At 40.3% G+C, this 18,630-nt stretch carries 19 protein-coding genes; 7 read left to right on the top strand and 12 right to left on the bottom strand.

Annotated features, from left to right (window positions below; genetic code table 11):
- Nucleotides 1-137: 137 nt before the first annotated feature.
- The gene (locus GQR93_RS02130; protein ID WP_035444278.1) at nt 138-1,337 is read right to left on the bottom strand and encodes an MFS transporter; all 1,200 of its coding nucleotides are present in this window, start codon (nt 1,335-1,337) and stop codon (nt 138-140) included.
- 170 nt (nt 1,338-1,507) lie between these two features.
- Here GQR93_RS02130 and GQR93_RS02125 point away from each other — a divergent pair, with 170 nt between their 5' ends.
- From GQR93_RS02125 to GQR93_RS02110, 4 genes are all read left to right on the top strand, one after another.
- On the top strand, nt 1,508-1,987 hold the full coding sequence (locus GQR93_RS02125) for a PH domain-containing protein (protein WP_003551877.1): 480 nt from the start codon (nt 1,508-1,510) through the stop codon (nt 1,985-1,987).
- Complete coding sequence (locus GQR93_RS02120; RefSeq protein ID WP_003551876.1) at nt 1,977-3,437, top strand: PH domain-containing protein; 1,461 nt, start codon at nt 1,977-1,979, stop codon at nt 3,435-3,437. The genes GQR93_RS02125 and GQR93_RS02120 overlap by 11 nt, the downstream gene beginning before the upstream one ends.
- 117 nt (nt 3,438-3,554) lie before the next feature.
- Nucleotides 3,555-4,400, top strand: a complete 846-nt coding sequence (locus GQR93_RS02115) for an aldo/keto reductase (RefSeq protein ID WP_003551875.1) — start codon at nt 3,555-3,557, stop codon at nt 4,398-4,400.
- 258 nt (nt 4,401-4,658) lie between these two features.
- Complete coding sequence (locus GQR93_RS02110; protein ID WP_225430378.1) at nt 4,659-4,976, top strand: glycine cleavage system protein H; 318 nt, start codon at nt 4,659-4,661, stop codon at nt 4,974-4,976.
- Nucleotides 4,977-5,103: 127 nt separating this feature from the next.
- On the opposite strand, the gene GQR93_RS02105 is transcribed toward GQR93_RS02110, so the two are convergent.
- Nucleotides 5,104-5,661, bottom strand: a complete 558-nt coding sequence (locus tag GQR93_RS02105; RefSeq protein ID WP_003551873.1) for a L,D-transpeptidase — start codon at nt 5,659-5,661, stop codon at nt 5,104-5,106.
- Between the two features lie 180 nt (nt 5,662-5,841).
- Here GQR93_RS02105 and GQR93_RS02100 point away from each other — a divergent pair, with 180 nt between their 5' ends.
- Together GQR93_RS02100 and GQR93_RS02095 are read left to right on the top strand one after the other, a co-directional pair.
- Complete coding sequence (locus GQR93_RS02100) at nt 5,842-6,900, top strand: lipoate--protein ligase (RefSeq protein ID WP_003551872.1); 1,059 nt, start codon at nt 5,842-5,844, stop codon at nt 6,898-6,900.
- Complete coding sequence (locus GQR93_RS02095) at nt 6,897-7,214, top strand: glycine cleavage system protein H (RefSeq protein ID WP_003551871.1); 318 nt, start codon at nt 6,897-6,899, stop codon at nt 7,212-7,214. The genes GQR93_RS02100 and GQR93_RS02095 overlap by 4 nt, the downstream gene beginning before the upstream one ends.
- A 121-nt stretch (nt 7,215-7,335) precedes the next feature.
- Here the strand turns inward: GQR93_RS02095 and GQR93_RS02090 are convergent, their stop codons facing one another.
- Nucleotides 7,336-8,499, bottom strand: coding sequence for a histidine phosphatase family protein (locus GQR93_RS02090; RefSeq protein ID WP_003551870.1), 1,164 nt, complete (start codon nt 8,497-8,499; stop codon nt 7,336-7,338).
- Nucleotides 8,500-8,747: 248 nt separating this feature from the next.
- Here GQR93_RS02090 and GQR93_RS02085 point away from each other — a divergent pair, with 248 nt between their 5' ends.
- The gene (locus GQR93_RS02085; RefSeq protein WP_003551869.1) at nt 8,748-9,233 is read left to right on the top strand and encodes a C39 family peptidase; all 486 of its coding nucleotides are present in this window, start codon (nt 8,748-8,750) and stop codon (nt 9,231-9,233) included.
- 87 nt (nt 9,234-9,320) lie between these two features.
- Here GQR93_RS02085 and GQR93_RS02080 read toward each other — a convergent pair whose 3' ends face one another.
- The 9 genes from GQR93_RS02080 to GQR93_RS02040 all read right to left on the bottom strand — a co-directional run bounded on the left by GQR93_RS02080 (nt 9,321) and on the right by GQR93_RS02040 (nt 18,589).
- Nucleotides 9,321-10,616 carry a serine hydrolase gene (locus GQR93_RS02080; RefSeq protein WP_003551868.1) on the bottom strand — a complete coding sequence of 432 codons (1,296 nt, stop codon included), beginning with the start codon at nt 10,614-10,616 and terminating at the stop codon, nt 9,321-9,323.
- Between the two features lie 32 nt (nt 10,617-10,648).
- Nucleotides 10,649-11,941: a D-alanyl-lipoteichoic acid biosynthesis protein DltD gene (gene dltD, locus GQR93_RS02075; RefSeq protein ID WP_003551867.1), complete on the bottom strand. Its 1,293-nt coding sequence runs from the start codon at nt 11,939-11,941 to the stop codon at nt 10,649-10,651.
- Nucleotides 11,938-12,174 carry a D-alanine--poly(phosphoribitol) ligase subunit DltC gene (dltC, locus tag GQR93_RS02070; protein ID WP_003551866.1) on the bottom strand — a complete coding sequence of 79 codons (237 nt, stop codon included), beginning with the start codon at nt 12,172-12,174 and terminating at the stop codon, nt 11,938-11,940. Before dltC ends, dltD begins: the two co-directional genes overlap by 4 nt.
- Nucleotides 12,175-12,213: 39 nt before the next feature.
- Nucleotides 12,214-13,431 carry a D-alanyl-lipoteichoic acid biosynthesis protein DltB gene (gene dltB / locus GQR93_RS02065; RefSeq protein WP_003551865.1) on the bottom strand — a complete coding sequence of 406 codons (1,218 nt, stop codon included), beginning with the start codon at nt 13,429-13,431 and terminating at the stop codon, nt 12,214-12,216.
- On the bottom strand, nt 13,428-14,954 hold the full coding sequence (gene dltA / locus GQR93_RS02060; protein WP_003551864.1) for a D-alanine--poly(phosphoribitol) ligase subunit DltA: 1,527 nt from the start codon (nt 14,952-14,954) through the stop codon (nt 13,428-13,430). The genes dltB and dltA overlap by 4 nt, the downstream gene beginning before the upstream one ends.
- A 14-nt stretch (nt 14,955-14,968) precedes the next feature.
- Entirely contained in the window at nt 14,969-15,112 is a 144-nt protein-coding gene (locus tag GQR93_RS02055; protein ID WP_003551863.1) for a teichoic acid D-Ala incorporation-associated protein DltX, read from the bottom strand.
- An 84-nt stretch (nt 15,113-15,196) separates the two neighbouring features.
- The gene (locus tag GQR93_RS02050) at nt 15,197-16,405 is read right to left on the bottom strand and encodes a serine hydrolase domain-containing protein (RefSeq protein WP_003551862.1); all 1,209 of its coding nucleotides are present in this window, start codon (nt 16,403-16,405) and stop codon (nt 15,197-15,199) included.
- A 685-nt stretch (nt 16,406-17,090) separates the two neighbouring features.
- Nucleotides 17,091-17,726, bottom strand: coding sequence for a uracil-DNA glycosylase (locus GQR93_RS02045; RefSeq protein ID WP_003551860.1), 636 nt, complete (start codon nt 17,724-17,726; stop codon nt 17,091-17,093).
- Nucleotides 17,727-17,803: 77 nt separating this feature from the next.
- Nucleotides 17,804-18,589: a glucose-1-dehydrogenase gene (locus GQR93_RS02040; RefSeq protein ID WP_003551859.1), complete on the bottom strand. Its 786-nt coding sequence runs from the start codon at nt 18,587-18,589 to the stop codon at nt 17,804-17,806.
- Between the last annotated feature and the right edge of the window lie 41 nt (nt 18,590-18,630).

Raw genomic sequence — 18,630 nt, 5'->3', positions numbered from 1 at the left:
AAGTGAATTATAGATAGTTAGTTAGTCTTTGTCAACCAAAACTAACATTTTTTGAAAATAAAAATCAGCTTGGTAGAAAGGACCAAACTGATTGTTTTATAAATCATTTTCAAGTGCTTTCTAATACAGATGATACCTCAAATTGTTACAGTAAAATGATCCTTAACCATGTACGTCATCAACCACGACAAGGCCAGAAACGCTGCCACTATCACATATGGAACATGATAGTTCATATCCAACAAGGCACCCGACATAATCGGTCCAATGATGTTACCAACACTTGTTAGTGACATATTAACACCGTTAATCAAACCTTGTCCCGTCGCACTTGCCTTCGTTAAAAGGGTTGTGATTGCCGGTCGAATGAGATCATATGATGTGAAGACGATCAAAGTTGCAATAATCACCTCAAGTTTACTATGGGCGAGAATAATCCAAACCGTTCCGGCGGCTGCCAAGAAGAAACAGTATCTGGTTAATCGCTTCTCCGTTAGCCAGGTCACCAAACGGTCGAATAAAAGTGCCTGAAACATCAGTGATAATAAGCCATTCAACGTTAATACCAAGGCAATATTGCCGATCGTAAATCCGAATACCTCATTGACATACAAACTGTAAATACTCTCAAAGCCAACTAATCCAAATGATGATATCAGAATCAATAGGAACAGGATTTTCATAGGACCGCCGAATAGCCGTTTGGTTTGTTCCCAAGTTGCACGACTTGGCCCCTTCGAAATTGGTGGGACAATATTATCCTTTGCAATACTTTCGATTTCTTTTTCACTCGGTAACATGGTTTGTAGCGAAATCATACTGAGTAGCCCTAAGACAGCTGCACACCAAAACGGTGTTTTATAATCGATTTTAGCGAGGAAGCCACCAATACCCGGGCCTAAAATCAAGCCACCACTAAAAGCTGCCGAAAGCAGGCCGATCACTCTGGCCCGTTGCCTTGGCGTCGTTAAGTCCGCTGCCAAAGCGTTGGTTGTCGGCACGACCATTGCAGCTGACAAGCCACCGATTGTCCGTGAAATATCAAACATCCACAACCAATTTGTTGCCGCAAATAGAATTTCAGAAATCATATATAGCCCTAATCCCCAGACCAAAACAGGCTTTCGGCCAATTCGATCGGAAATCTGACCAACAATTGGGGAAGCAATCAATTGCGCAAAGGCAAATAGTGAATTCATAATACCCATATCGGTTGCCGACAGATGAAGTTCATTTTTAATAAACGGCATCACCGGAAAAATCAGACTCATCCCGATACAAACCAAAAAATTTCCAAAAATCAGCACAATAATGGCGTTCCTTACTTTTACTGACAATTAATCATCCCCTTTTTAAAGTCGTAGACCGCATAAAGGATAGTATAACGCCATTCTTCTCGGCGTGTCTACACAAAAGAACAATAATAACATAATAAGAATTGGATTTTTCAATAGCTATTCTGTACACTTCACGTAAGGGCAATACATATTAAGAGGAGTGATTTATTTTGACAGAAGGAACCCATTTACCAGAAAAGATTAAAAACGTTTGGCGGATCTCCGCCTTCATCAACTTTGCCGTCCTACTCATCATTGCAATCGGCTGTTACATCGCATTCATTTTTTTCAATTGGCAATGGTTGTTTTGGCCGGGAATAGGCTTTGGTGCAATTGCAATCATTGATCTCATATTTGAGCTGATATTGGTTTCGTACCGTTATGCCTTTTGGCGCTATAACCTAACCGCCGATGCCGTTGAATTACAATCCGGCTACATTTTCAAAAAGCTTGTTTCAATTCCAATCGCACGTGTGCAGGACGTCACCCTTTCAGCTGGACCTATTCTTCAATCACAAAAGCTACAAACAGTTCAAATTACAACTGCCTCAACCTCACACAAAATTGATGGGCTGGAACCACAAACAGCCGAGCAATTACGCCGCCAAATCATGCAATTGGCCGTGGAGGTGAAAGAAAATGACGTCTGAAGCGCCAAAGCAACATCTAAACCCATTTTCTTTATTTTACTATGCTTACAAAGGCATTCTTAACTGGGGAATTTTTGCCCTTATCGCCCTTCCGTCTCAACGAACCAACTTCTGGGTCGTCATTGGAACACTATTGAGCCTGGTTATTATTGTCGGATTACTGAAATTTTTCTTTTTCACCTTTCAAATCGGCGGCGATATGATAACCATTAATTCCGGCATCTTTGTTAAACGTCACACGCACATCCCCTACGGTCGGATTCAGACAATCCAACGCAGTCAATGGTTCTTTTTGAAACCACTGCATTTGGAACAATTAAAAATTGAGACGGCCGGTCACGAAAGTCATCGTCCTGAAGTCACGTTACCGGTCGTTTCCGAAAGCGTTCGTGAAGAAATCGATCGTAAACGCTTAGCAGTTAAGGGAAGTTCAACAACTCCGGACTTAACAACAGATCAATCAGCGAAACCCACAGTTGATTCTTCAACACCATTAGCGGCCACTCACCATTACGAAATAAATCCTCATGATCTTAATGTATTTGCTTTGACTTCATTTGGTATCCTGCCGTTAATGGGGATCTTAGCTGCTCTTTATGGCAAAATTCAGGAGTACATCCCCCAACGTCTCGTCAACACGGTCACCAAGGAAATCATCTCGCAATCTATCCTGATTATCAGCGGGATTGTCTTATTAATTGTCATCATTGCGGTGGTAGGATCCTATCTTTCACTCGTTCAAAAATATTATAAATTCACCTTAACTTCCGAATCAAACCAATTAAAAACCTACCAGGGCCTGTTTCAAAGAAAATCTGTCACCATCCCTATCAACCGCATCCAAGCCCTTAGGGTTAAACAAAACGTTCTCCGACAGTGGGCCAAAATTTCAACTGTTCAGGCGTTAGCCGCTTCTTCGGCAGGAGACGATGATAAGGGCAACGACATGATGATTTTACCGGTTATCAAAACTCACGACGTTTTCAACCAATTAAAGCCCTTTGTGAGTTGGGCGCCGGATCAGTTTATTTCACTTGAAAGATTGCCAAGACAAAATTATTTTTATTTTATTCGAAATGCCATTCTTTGGACACTGATTCCAATTGCCGGCTGCATTTATTTCTTTAGACTCTGGGGCGCATTCAGTCTGCTTTTATTGATCATCTCATTCTTCCTGGGTTGGTACTCATCAAGTAATACCGGCTGGCAACTCCATGGCGATCAGTTGATCATGCAATCCGGTTGGCTTTTCACAAGAACCGAATTCATTATTCCCAAAAAGAATGTCCAGTCCTTCAGTCTTAACCAATCCATTTGGATGTCACATAAAAAACTGGCACACCTGCGAGTAAATGTTCGGCACGGAAATCATAACGAACAAGTCGAAATCCGCTACGTACCATTCAAAGATGCCGAAAAGATTTTTAACTGGTTACGCATCAGGAACTGATTGATTAACCCGTTTTTCACTCCTATAATGAACCTAGCGTCACGTTTTCACAATGTTTTTAAGTATCAAAGGAACAGTTGAAAACACATTTCTAATCAATTAGGAGGCTAATTTTTTATGAAAGACTTACATCTTGGCGACAGAACGGTTCCGGCAATCGGCCTTGGTACCTGGCATATGGGAGATTCTGCAGCAACCCGTTCAACAGAAATCAAAGCAATCCAAGCCGGTATCGATGCCGGCGCAAACGTCATTGATACTGCGGAAATGTACGGCAACGGCCGCAGTGAAAATCTGGTTGGTGAAGCCATTGCCAATATTAATCGTGATCACTTATTCTTAATTGACAAGGTTCTTCCTTCCAACGCCTCCGCTGATAGAATGGAACACCGCTTGGATATCAGTTTGAAGCTGCTCGGTACCGACTACGTGGACCTCTACCTCTATCACTGGCGAGGCGCCGTTCCATTAAGTGAAACCGTTGAAACACTCCAATTAATGCAGAAAAAGGGTAAAATCAAGCACTGGGGCGTTTCCAATTTTGACCTCCCAGATATGAAAGAGTTGCTTGATTTGCCGGGTGGCGATCAGGTAGCCGCAAACGAAGACCTTTATAATCTCGGCAGTCGCGGTATCGAATACAGCCTTCTTCCCTGGCAGCGTCAGCAGGGCATTCCTTTGATTGCCTACACACCGGTAGCCGCTGGTGACGAACGCGGTCAATTAATCAATCATTCAGCCGTTAAAGAAGTTGCCGAAGTGCATCACGCAACACCATGGCAGATTTTGCTGGCTTGGGCAATTCGCGACGGCAGTACACTTGCCATTCCTCAATCAGGTGATCCTAAACACGCTGTTGACAACGTGAAAGCCGGTTTAATCACACTTTCTGATGATGATCTGGCAAAACTTGATACCCAGTTTCCAAAGCCGACCAGTAAACAACCCTTAGATATCCGATAAATTTTATAAAACAAGTCAAACAACGCTGAAGCAGAAAAGTTCTTGCTCCAACGTTGTTTGACTATCACGATAATACAGCTGAAAATTTGCTTCAAAACGTGCTACCGATAATCATTGATTCTGAACAAGACCGTATCAAAAAGAACAAATTCCAACCTTTTTTAATATTCTGAAAAAATCCACGCCCTTTTCCTATCAAATTTCCACAATAAGACCGATAATAGAGGTTAAGAATAAAACCGTGAAGGGATGATTAACATGGCTGGTACAATTGATGATTCACGTTACTTCTGGAAAGCTCGTGCCAATGACGGCAACTTTAGGATCGGCTTAAGTGATGCCGCTCGTGAAGAGTTCGGCGAAATTTCCTCAGTCACATTCTCAACATCCGATAAAGAAATTCGTGATGGGCATGATTTCTTGACGCTTGAGAGCCCCAATACCGTTAGCGACACAACCGTTCTTCATTCTCCGGAAAGTGGAGAAGTCGTTAGGTTTCATACAGAACTACTTTATCAGCCCGACCTGATCAATAGTGCCGATCGAAATAAAAACTGGATTGTGGAAGTATACTAGAAACATCGTGTGCCAACAAAGCACAAGGTCGGTTTTTGTCACGCATTTTAGTGATATTATTTTATTTTTATAAAAACGAGGGACTGAATCAAATTCACTTTTGACTCAGTCCCTCGTTTTAATTTTTTCATTTAATAACAACTTTTGTCCCATAAGGAATATTTCTATACATCCAATAAGCATCGGCAACCGTTAAGCGAACACACCCATGAGATGCCGGCGTTCCTAATTTTTCAGCTTGGGAAGGGATATATTGCCCAGTCTTGGTCACTGGCACACTATGGAAAAGGTAAACGCCATGATCCAACCATGATACCCAGTAGTTGGCACCTTCACCCGAGGCCGCATTATAAAATGATTTACCACGTTGGGCTTGAATGTGAAAGGTCCCTTTGGGTGTTGGCGATGAGGCCTCCCCAGTTGAACAGTACATCTTATAAATCACCTGACCATTGCCATGCAAATAAACACGTTGATTTTTGGTACTGACGTATATCCAAAGGTTTGACTCGTTTTTTAAATTTGGATATGGCCGACTTTCCGATGGGTCATGCCAATTAACCGTTGACCCGATCGCTTTATACTTTGCATAGGTTGTTTTTCTTGAACCAAAACCAGCCAATAACGCCAAACCAATCACTGCAGTAATTGCCAGTGTTGAAAAAATCATTAAAAATCGTTTCATATTCTATTAAGGCCCCCATTTATGTACTAATTAGATCAACTAAAATCACATTCTTAACTATAGTTCCTGAGGCCGACGATATCAACTCCTATCAAAACATCCCTTTCTTTCTCTAAAATTTTGGGAAATGCTATACTTAACTACGAAAACGGTTACTTAATTGAAAGGAGACGTGCTAAATTGCGATATGTAGATCTTTCTACCGGTACGCAGTACATGGGAAATCCAACGATGTTTGAAAGTGTTTCCCGGTATTTAATGACAAACGATCAATTTACGGATACGTTGTTCGAATGGTCTCGGCCTCTTAAAGCATCGGTTGTTATCGGTGCCAACCAAAATGTGTATTCCGAACTGAATTTGGATTATATCAAACAAAATCATATTCAAATCACCCGCCGAGCCGGTGGCGGTGGTGCTGTTTACGTTGATTCCGGCAATCTGACGTATGCTTTTGTGGACACTGATGACGGGACTAACTATATGAACTTTAAAAAGTATGCTACCCCTATCATCAACGTTTTAAAAAAGCTGGGTGTTAACGCAGCCTTAACCGGACGAAACGACCTCACCGTCGATGGTAAGAAATTTTCCGGAATGGCAGCTTTTAAAATCGGCAATCGCTTTTATTGTGGCGGTACCTTGATGATTGATGTCAATTTGGACGCTGCCGATAAAGCACTAAATCCGCCGAAATCTAAATTGGCTTCCAAGGGGGTTAAGTCGGTTCACAGCCGGGTAACAAATATTCGCCCTTATTTCTCCGCCAAGTATCAAGATATTTCAATTAACGACATAACAGAAATAATTTTAAAAGAAATTTTTAAAACAGATACCATTAAAGAAATTCCAACTCACGTCATGACCGAAATTGACTGGCAAAAAGTCAACGACATCACCGGTCATGACTATCAGGATGAAACTTGGACAATGGGAAAACGTTATCACGATGATAATTTCCATTCCAATCATTATGAAGGTGTCGGTAACGTTGAAATCAGCTTTTCAGTTAATGACGGCATTGTTTCACATGCCAAACTTTTTGGCGATTTCAATAAGGCCAATGGCAATCTAAAAGAAATTGAAGATAAAATAGCCGGCGTCCCATTTGAAAAAGATAATCTTGAAGAAGCTTTTAGTCACACCCATTTGGCAGACAATATCGGAAACCTGACACCTGCGCAAATGGCAGATTTGATGGTCAATCCGGTTTATCAACAGAAACAACAGGAAGGATGATTAACATGGCAAACCCAATTGATGATTCAAACTATTTATGGCGGGAAGAAACTTCAGAAGGACATACCCGTATTGGACTTAACGACGAAGCCAGAAACCAAATCGGTCAAATCTCGTACGCGTCATTCCCTAAAAATCTAAACGAGGTTAAGGTCGGCGAAGAATTCTTTTCGTTTGAGGGCGCTAAAGCAGTAGAAGATATACACTCCCCTCAATCGGGTAAAGTTGCTCGTGTTAATACCGAATTGCTTGACCATCCCGATTATTTAAATGATGCGGATAAAGAGAAAAACTGGATTATAGAATTATATTAATCGAACAAATAAAAGAGGCTGTGGACGGTCATATAAGTCCACAGCCTCTTTTGTTGTTTAATCGCCAAATTGGTATTTTAAAAAACGTTAAACATCATTGCGCTTCTATTCTCCAAACCAGTTATTGGATGACATTAACAGTCGCTGTTTTATTTCCAAAAACAGTTTGAGTCACCACGTCGGTGTTCATATTCAATGATGCCTTAGCACCGGCTGGCGTTGACAATACTTTAAACTGCTTGAAGTGCTTAACTTTGTCCAAAGCATTCTTGGTTAATTTAAACCCAAAGGTGCCGGCCGGCTTGGCTTTGGCAGTTTGTAAGGTCGCTCCTTTATCGGTCAAGACCGTCAACGAAGCATTTTGAGAAGTCTTTCCGGTGAGGACATTTTTCTTCAACTTAAATTGATTAACGCTCAATCTGTTTGCCGGTAACTGTTGCAACTTGGCTCCTTTATTAATTGTATAAAGGAGGGTATCGCTAGTCACATATTTCGGAAAGTAAAATTGATTGTTTTTATATGTGACCTTCATAACAGCCTCATTGCCCCAATTTACAAAATCATTGACCGTATAATTTGATTGGGCAGACAACCATTCAGGAATGGACATGCCCGAGCTGACAACCAACACATTGCCACCCTTATTAGCAGCTTTCTTAGCGATAGAGGTCAATTCAGTGTCCATCCGTGAGATAACCTGACTGGCTGATTCGGCTTTTAGGCTGGCCGGTAATGTTGAATCGCTATACTTTCCGCCATCAATGGTTTCCGCATCATGATAAGCATCTTGAAGTGCCGGCCAAAAGTCTTTACCAAGTGCCTGCTGTGCTTTGCCAAAGTCCTGCGGTCCAGTGTAGGTTCCTGCAGGCCGTACCAACGGCATCGTAATTTTATTGACGTCGTCATATTTTTGACCTTCAAAACTACCGTAACCACCCTCACGCAAATTAGGCGTCCAAGTCACATTGACCTTACCATTGCCGGATGAGTCAAGTGCATAATGAGCTGTTTTAAACGTTCTCATATTATCAGCCGAATATGCAGCACTAAAATGTAAGCCATATAATCCATAGCCTAATTGATGTGCAACTTGAACCCCGGTATCCGTTAATGGGCTATCAGCCCACCCCTGGCCACGCCCATTAATGTTAAACATCGTTTGCCCGTGGCGTGTCAAATAAATCTCAACAGGCTTCGATGCCGCTGAAGCTTCCTGCTGATTAGCTGTGCCCCAGAAAAACAAGCCTGACAAAACGGTCGTTACAACAATAAGTGATTTTCTCATATAGAGTCCCCCAGAACAAGTAATGGTACCCGACCATTACGAAATAATATAATGATAGTCAATAATCGCCCAATGCGCTTATTAAACCGATTTAATTATATCATTTTGTGTTAGCGCTTTCATCATTAAAACTATTCTTTCTTTTAGAATGGAAACATTTTTAACAGTTGATCACAATGATAAACCAGAAGCGTTATATAATATCAGGAGAATAAACATTTACTACTTATCAAGGAGCGTATATATCAATGAAACTATCAATCCCCGTTATTGCTCAGCGCCCAGAACTCCCAACCGGCTGCGAGATTACTGCCACCACAATGATGCTTCAATATGCAGGTGCCGTTGTTGACAAAGTTCAGCTGGCACATGAAATGCCCTACCATCCGACTGACCCCAATCAGGGATTTGTTGGTAATCCATTCACTGATGATGGTGATAGTATTTACCCATCTGCACTCACAGATTTAGTGACAACCTATGCAGGAAATGCTGTCAATTTGAGCGGTCAACCATTGGTCGATCTAAAACAGTATTTAAGTGCAACCGGTCACCCCATTGTCATATGGGTCGGTGAATTTGACGGGTTTCACACCCACGCCTTACTAATGACGGGATTTAACAACTCAGCAATTTATTTTAACGATTGTTGGACGAAAAAGCAGGACTCATTGCCTGAAGATGCGTTCTATAAAATCTGGCACAACAAACAACAAATGGCTTTAAGCTATTAAAAACAAGGAGTTGAGGCAAAATGATTTTGCCTCAACTCCTTGTTTTATTAATAACCAATCATAATTAATGATTATATCTTTGTCTAATTAATAATATGTTGCAACCTGATACATTTTTTTCACAAAATCTTTCGGTGTTAAACCAAGTGGATCTTGATTTTCGAAGACAATGGCCATGTGGTAATTACCAGTAGTTGCGAAATATCCCGAATGATAACCCTGACCACCAAACGAACCGTTATTGTACTTCACACCATTTTGGGTAACATACATACCACCGGAATAAACCGTTCCATAGCTTAACAACTGTTGATATTGCTTAGCCGTTAAGACGGAACCGTTTTGCAATCCTAAGATAAACTTGTAATAATCACTCGGTGTCGTGAGCATATTGCCCGCTCCGGGAATTGCAGAGAGTCTTGGGAGTGAAACCGATTGTGGACTGGTATAATCCGTTGTTGCCTTTCGAGAATAGCTTAATGCAATCGAGGACGTATCAATATTATTACTATCAACAACCTTTGTATTTTTCATGCCAAGTTTATTAATAATTCTTGTCTTTAGGTTTGAAACATAGCTCTGCTTTGTTGCCTTGGCAATAATGCCTGCCAATAAAACGTAATTAACATCGCTATAATCATAGGTCATCTTGCCCGTTGACTCTAAACGTTTCAACATGCTTGTATAGGCCTGATTTTCAGTCATCACCTTAGCCGGTGTCGTATCATTATTATCCAGACCGGATGACATTGACAGCATCTGCTGAATCGTAATATTGCTGCTGCCTTTTACCTGCGGATAATAACGACTTAATTTCGTCCCGGCAGACAAGTTGCCACTACTTATCAATTGTTGGATAATTGCGCCCGTCATTGCCTTTTGGAGGGATGCTAAAGGATATAGTACCGTGCCGTCACTACTATTCGCAGTTTTCTTTGCTGCATTGGCGAATCCATTATTCACAGTGACAGTGTGCTTACTGCCTGCTGAAGCCAATATAGCACTTCCACTGACATCATACTGTTTCATAGTGGCCGCTGCTATTTGAGAAAAACTAACGGGTTTGAGTCCCTTAACATTCATCCAACCAATATTTTGATTGAAATACCTTAATTTTGCATAGGTGCCGGTCTTGGTTGTCTTGGTCTGCATCACTCTTACATAGTCATTAGGGTATTTATTTCCATTGCTATCCGCCGTTCTTGTGCTTGAACTGGTAAAATAAGGTCCAAAACGATAGATTGAATACGCATTAGAACGCTTAACAATTTGTGCATCATATCGTTTATTGCTTGTTTTTAATATCGGATTATATCCGTCCATCAGCCCATGAATTGCAATCGAACCGGCAAATAGCATCCCACAGAAAAAGAATAGTATCATTCTTACCCTTTTTGTCGTTTGAATCAAACTTGTCACCGTCCATCGTTTCTATAACCATCATAATCAAAATCTGAACCAGCCTGTTGCCATCCTTTGGAATAGAAACTCTTGTCGATCCTGTAGTGAGGTGCCTTTTGCTTTTTAGTCAAAAACGGATTAATTTCCTGATCCATCTTCAGCCATCCCCGCCATCCCGGATGAATGGTATCTGTCATAAAGTAATTCACATTTCCATCTTGACTTAAATCATCGATATGATTAAAGCCTTGAGAGCGCAATTGATAAGTTATCTTTTGATCAAATTGCTTCAACATCTCTGAAGACAATCCAGTATATTTTTGCCATCTTTGATTAACCGGTGGAATAATAAATAACACATTTGTATGATCTTTAGCAAACTGATTTAGTACTAATTGAAAGTCGCCGTATTCCGGCGATTTCAAGAAACTCATATTAGATTGAAATCCCTTCAAAGCTTTCACGTGATGCTTTAAGCGGCGATTCCAAAAGCGATTCCCAATCTGAAACCTATTAGAGTTTGTATGTTGTTCACCTAATTGGCCAGCCAACTTATCCAACTGCTGAAAATGATAAGTCTTTGGTAGTTCTGCCGCATTATTAGCAATTTTTTTCGCATTATTAACCGGGATTCTAAACCTGGAATAAATCTGATCCTCATTCAACAATACCCTATGACGATAGTTAACATAAAGCATTTGAAAGGATGTTGGTTTAAGCCCTGCAGCAATTCTTGCCAAGGTCCCGGAAATAATTTTATCAGAGTCACCGGAAGGCATCTGTAGTAATCGGTAAGCAGCGTAACGATCCATTTTAGATCCCTTTTCCTGCTGAATCCAGGTCGTTGTTTGAAGCGGTGAATAATAAAAAGAAAAGGCATTTGGGTCTTCACCCATTGGCACAAACCACTGTGGTGAAACAAAAAAGACTGCTTTCTTATTTTTCATTTGTTGATTAATTGACTGCATGACGAAAAATTGGGTGAGGGACTGACTCCCTCTGGCTCCAAGAAGAAATGGACGATACGATCGGTGATACTTAGTAGCTAAAACCGATGGATGAAATGGGTCAAACCGCGACCATTCAGAAGAACCAAAAAACGGTACATAATTGTTTTCCAATGCGCTGCGCTTTATTAACTGGCCCTTCAATATTAAAGGCGACAAGGAAGCGGCGGCGTTCCTCTGAACTTTGGGACTGACATAGCTGAATTTTATCCATGTTGGTGATAAAAACACAGCAAACATCAGTAAAGCCGCAAATAAAATTGGCCCAAAGATTTCAAAAAGACGCTTTTTTACTTTCATTTCAATTCTTCAACCTTTGCAATAATTTTTGAAGGCGTATCCCACTCCGATCGATTAAATTCTGAAATTGGTGCATTAACACCCAATTTATCCTGGAGATCCAATAACAACTGAACAGTCCCCATAGAATCCAATAATGCACTATCATACAAATTTTCGTCCAACCTTGTTGAAAAATCTTCACCAGTTAAGTCATTTAAAATTGAAAGAACAGTTTCTTTTACATCATCCATAATAGTCAACCCCTCAATATAATTTAATTTTTGTACTCATTAAAACTTACTTGGTCCAAAAAACAACGTGTTAAGAAAACCTGAGAAAATCAAGAATGTGAAGCAAACAAAATTAAATGTAATAAAGATTGCAAATAGTTCTGTAAACTTATTATGTGGAATCTTATCTTGATGCTTCTTCTTATAACGAAGCCAAGTATCATTTACCACTAATGCACATCCATGAAGTAACCCATAAAGAATATAGAACCATGTTTCACCATGCCAAAATCCCATAATTAACATGTTGATGATATAGCAGACATTTGCGGTTGTAATTCTACTTTTGAAGACCTTGTGCTTCATCATAAAGAAGACTAACCGCATAAAAATATAGTCACGGAACCAAAACGATAAAGTCATATGCCAACGATTCCAAAAATCCTTAATGTTTTTAGATTTAAACGGATGATTGAAATTCATAGGCGTTTTAATGCCCATTAAGTAACTGATCCCTACCGCAAATAAACTGTAGCCTGCGAAGTCAAAGAACAAGTCCATACTATACGTGTACATATAGCCAACAATATACCATGAAAAGCCATGGGCCATCATGGCACCAAACTGCATTTGAGGCATCAATACAGAGCCAAAATAGTATGCCAAAACAAACTTGTAAAGAAAACCAAGAAAGATATATCGGACACCTGTTTGAACCAAGTCGAGATAATCTTTCTGTGCAGGAACAGCCTCATAGTCACTTACAAACCGCCGGTACCGATCAATTGGCCCTGACGAAATTGTTGGAAAGAATAATAGAAACTGACCAAAGATAATCGGATGGTACTCCTTTATAAAGCCGTCCCTAGTCTCCATAATTGTCTGAACGACTTTAAACGTAATATATGAAATACCCAAAAAACCGATAATGGACTGTTTACCCGACTGAATAGCGGGTGTTACTTTGACAACAACCAATGGCAGAATTGCCAAGATGACCGATAGAACAAACACCCATCCCTTATTGGGCGAATCTTTCCGACGTCTGTAATGAAAATAAGCGGATACCAGTAAAACCTGATAAACAAAATAACAAATTAATGCAATTCCGGTCCGCCAGTTGGGACCACCAAACGTCAAAATCAGGAAGAACAGTGATACCAATGTCTGATACCATCGAAACCGGTGTCCATAAAGCAAGCCAATCATTAACGGTATCAACGCTACGGCTAACCAAATAAAATACGTTGGATTTCCATAAGGAATATACCATCTCATTTTGAGTTAACCTCGTTAATGACTGATTTAATGTCAACCTTCCCATTAGGGCTTAATGGCAAAGATTTTCTATATATAATTTTTTGAGGAATCATATATGACATCATTGAATTTTTTAAATCACTTTTGATTGCTGCCGTTAAATCCAGCTCATTATTAAAGTGATTTTCATTTGGCACAATATATGCAATCAACATTGATACCTGATGCTGTGCATTATATTTTGGAACAACCACACTTTGTTTAACGTACTTCTGTTTATCAACCAAAATAGCCACATCTTCAAGTTCAACCCTGTAACCATTTATCTTAACTTGAAAATCTTTTCGACCATAATATTGAATCAGGCCATCTTGGCGAACGGTAGCGACATCCCCTGTTTTATACGCCGGTTGATCATTTAGTGTTGAAAAAACACGTTTCGTTTTTTCCGGATTATTAATATACCCCTTGGAAACACTTGAACCGTAAATTTCAAGTTCTCCTTGTTTCCCGTCACTAACAACATGACCGTCATCATCAATGATTCTGATATGCATACCGTTTTTAACATAGCCAATTGGCAAGCGGTCAAATTTCTGAATGACCTCATCCGTGATTTCAATTTGGGTCATAGCCACAGTCGCTTCAGTGGGACCATAAGTGTTAAAAACATGGGCCTTAGGAAACTTTTTCTTTAGCATTTTGGCTGTCCTTGCCGTTAACTCCTCTCCACAAAAGAGGAAATCGGTTAAAGCCGGATAGTTTTCTGCGTTAAAAGTCGGCTCCAACAAGCAAATGTTCATAAATGACGGTGTCGAAACCCAAACATTAATCGGCAGTGTTGGTAACGTTGTAAAAAGAACCAAAAAATTATCTGTCATTTTCTTAGATAAGACGTGTAATGTCCCACCTTTAAACAACGTCGGATACAGACTCATAACAGATAAATCGAACGAATAAGCAGGTTGTTGCAGCATCTGTAAGTCATCCGGCAACTGAAAATCATTGCCTACCATCCAATCTACAAAACTCATTAAGTTATGATAGCTGATTTCAACGCCCTTAGGCACACCGGTCGTTCCAGACGTAAAAATAATATAGAAAGTTTGATCTCCTTCGACAGGATGTGTCACTTGATAGTCTTCCCGCTCCAAGAAAATGTTGCCAAGTTCCTTTTTGGTGATTACCGGTACAGTCCCAAGGCTGACAGGTAGATCCTCAACTGCCACTACAGCAACCGGCTTTGCGATAGAATTTATCAATACCAGCCGCTCATCCGGCGAATCAACATCTACAGGGATATAAGAATGGCCGGTTTTCACAATCGCAATAAATGTTGCGATCATTTCAAAGCTTTTCCCACCAAAAACCATAATCGGTTGATTAGCAGGTAGCTTCATGGCATCAATGTGTTTTGCCAGAGCATCTGAATAGTGCTTTAAATCTAAATAAGTGTTTGTTTGATTGTTGTAATGATAAACAACTTCATCCCTTTTAGTTTCGGCATATGAATCAACCATGTCGATTAAATTCTTTTGCATCCTCACTCACCCCGTTAAAAGTCATTGTAAATAAATTTTGCTTGATTGATTCCGCTATAATCGTATAGATAAAAGAGAACCATCATAATCGCAAAGTAAAATAAAGTCGTTAAAACAAATTTTACAACTGGCCTCTGAATCCACTCTAGTAAAGCCATGCAAACTCTCCCCCTTTAAAAAAGTCAACACTACATTAAAATAGGTTGGTTAAATTATGCGTTCTACAATCTTAAAATAATGAACTAATTCAGCTCCCCATTCATCACCCTGTTAAAGAGTTGAACTGACAAATTTTGAATAGAAGCTGCCGGTCGATAATTATTGCTTAAAAGGACGACGCCATTTTTCCCATCCCGAGATTCCAAGATAGACGATTCATATCCATAACCAATGCCGTGCGACCGGATGCCATTTGTTTGATTGTAGACACCACCTCCATAAGTTGACGAGCTACCTGGTGTATGTAAAATTCTGACATTTGATAGTGAAATCACTTTTCCCTGTAAAAGACGATGCTCAGCTTTGAAAAGTTCGAAAGCGGTCATGTAAACCTGCCCCGTACCCAATTCGTTATTCATTGAAGCCTGAGTTTCATTAAAGGGCCGTCGATAGTTTTGACTGAACTGATCCGCTTTTTGATAGCGATAACCCGTTGTTTTATAAAGCGTTAAAGGCTGATCCTGAACAAATCCGGTCCCCTTTAGATTCATGGGCTTTATAAACGTTTGTTCAAAATACTTCTTATAAGTCTCTCCGGTCAAACGGGAAATAATACCAGATAATAGAACATAATTAACCGGCTGGTACTGCCATTTACCAAACTCAGACGTTTTACTTGATAAATGTTTAACGGCAAATGCCACAACCTGTTTCTCGTTTAACAACCTGGTCGACCCAACCTCTTTCATTGACAATCCCGAATCCATATCAAGCATATTGCGAATCTGGATATGGGTTGCATTTGAAATTGTCGGGTAGAAATGTGCTAAAGGCGTCTTTAATGATAATTTTCTTTCTTGCACAAGTTTCATCACACATGCCGCCGTTAAAGACTTTTGTATTGACAAAATTTGGAATTCAGAATTGGTTCTATTTTTGATTCTATCCGCGTAATTCGCATATCCAAATGCACGCCGATATAAGAATCGGTCGTTCTTAATAATCAAAGCCGACCCCACAAAATGATTTTTCTTCAAATACATCGTGATATCGTTGGTTTGTGTATCAGCATGATCACCAGACCCTTTAGCCTGAAACTTAACCGTCTCTTTTTGTTTATTTTTGGAACGACTGGCATTTTTTTTGCTGGAAGAACGGTTTCCTTCTGAGCGGTTTATCTCAGCCTGGCGTGCGTTTTGCGCGTCTAAATGCTGTTTAATAGCTAAGGCGCCGCCAATAACGATAACCACTAATAGTAAAAACCCGTATGCCCAACGACGTCCCCATTTCATGTGTGCACCCCCTTCCTCAAATCTATTTCAAACTTTGTGTACCATCATACTAATTGGTAAATAATCATCTTTGTTAGCCAAGGAACGCAGTTTTAACGTCCTGTTCGAAAACTGCTCCTCTAAATTTCTTACATAGCCTCAAGATTACTACAAAAAGCCACTCGAACAAGTAAAACTTTCTTGACATGTGGTTTACATCCCTTGTCCCCCAATTAATTGAGTTTTCGCGGTCTTCGCACAAATTCTTACTTAGTTGCCACTTAGGTTTCCGATTAGCCCAGATAGCCAAATCAGGTTAGGTGATTAAAACCGACATTAAGTGTCTAATTTTTTCCCGTCTATCTCCTTTACACTTATTTGAACCCATTATATTCTGCGTGATTCTAATAACAATTAAAATGCTCCAATATTTCCTTCTCTTTGATAAACCTTTAGTATCTTTTGCATTCCGTTAATATTCGTTGCCTAAATAAGCATTTTTTTACAGTAAGATATAACCACAAAGTATTGATTGTTACAAATAGGTCAACGACTCTTTTTCACCCAACAAATAAAAGACACCCAATAACGTTGTAAATAACGACATTGGATGCCCATTGCGACTTGCTTAAGTTAATCACTGAAAATAACGATCTTCATTAATACCATTAGTTAATCGTTGCCAAAATGACAGGACGATCAAACATCAACTAAGTACTTGAGCAAGCAGCTTTTTTAAATTGGCTGAATCTTGGTCAACAACTGTCTTCATATTTTTAAACCGTTTAGAATACGAAGGATGATAAAGCGGAAAGATTTTTCGAATGTTATCGGTCAATTTAAAGGTATCGGTTGATTTATCGAGGTATTGAATTGGCTGCTCAATCAATTGCCCATGCAGATCCCCGATTTTGGCTTTATTGCCAAGTAAACGCTGAAGGCTGGCATTACCCATTGGAATCATCAATAGATCCTTAAAATGAGTCATCTCAAAATCAAACATCGGTGCCCACTGTTTCACTTCTGTGTTGTTAGGCCGCCGGTCGCGCTTACGCCCAGTCTTGCCAATCGAAAACGGTCGGGCACTGACAACCCCTGTAATGTAGATATCCTCACGAGTTAAGCCCAACGAAGCCAGCCAACGGTCGAGTTCTTTTCCGGATGGACCTTGAAATGGATGTCCTAATTTAACCTCTTTATCTCCCGGTGCTTCACCTAAAAGCAATACTTTGGGATGATAGCCACCTTCTCCGGCGACAAACCCCTCCAAGTGTGGATTTTCTTCCGACTTTTTCTTTCCCCACTCAATCCATTCGGGGGTTAACACGGTGTGAAGTTGCATGTGCACGTACCTCTTTCTTGGTTATTGTCGCACTTTCAAAATACAGGTTGACTACTGATAATTTATCATCAAATCGATTAACCCTGTCCATCCTTAAAAGCTGGATACAGTGTCATTCCACCATCGATAAACAAGGTAATTCCTGTCACATAGCTTGATTCATCGGAAGCCAACCAGGCTGCGCCGGCCGCGACTTCTTCGGGTTTGCCGATTCGATTCATCGGCACCATTGAAACCGTTTGATCAAGTTGTGCCTTATCAGCAAATTTCTTCGCATTTATCGGTGTATTGATTGCACCGGGACCAATGGCGTTAACACGAATCCCCTCTTTAGCATATTCCATTGCGATTGTTTGAGTAAACAGCTTCACGCCACCCTTAGCTGCAGCGTAACTGGCAAAGGTAGGCCATGGAATCTGCTCATGTACTGATGAAACGTTAATGATATTGCCCTTTTTATTTTTTTCTTTGAAGTAATTCAGTGCGGTTTTTGCCCCTAAAAAGACCCCCGTTTCGTTGATTGAAATAACCTTATTCCAATCCTCCAAAGATAGTTCGTGTGTCGGTGACTTGATTTCCATACCGGCATTATTGACCCAAACATCGAGATCGCCAAACTTATCCAACGCCGCACGTAATAATTCCTGATTGCCGTTTTCAGTGGAAACATCGGCTTTGACAATTGTGGCTTGACCACCGTTGTCGGCCACCTCTTCCGCTACCTTTTGAGCACCGGCTTCATCGCTATTGTAATTGATGACAACCGACATATGTTCCTGACCAAACCTGTTGGCAATCGCATTGCCGATTCCCTTTGAGCCACCGGTGATGACAGCAACTTTGTTTTTTAAATCTGTGTACATTTGTTTCCTCCCCCGGAAGTTAATTTAAGGTTCAAACCAGC

It is taken from the genome of Lentilactobacillus hilgardii (assembly GCF_009832765.1).
Taxonomy (GTDB): domain Bacteria; phylum Bacillota; class Bacilli; order Lactobacillales; family Lactobacillaceae; genus Lentilactobacillus; species Lentilactobacillus hilgardii.
The sequence above is the reverse complement of the archived record's forward strand: the minus strand, read 5'-3'. Positions and strand labels throughout refer to the sequence as shown.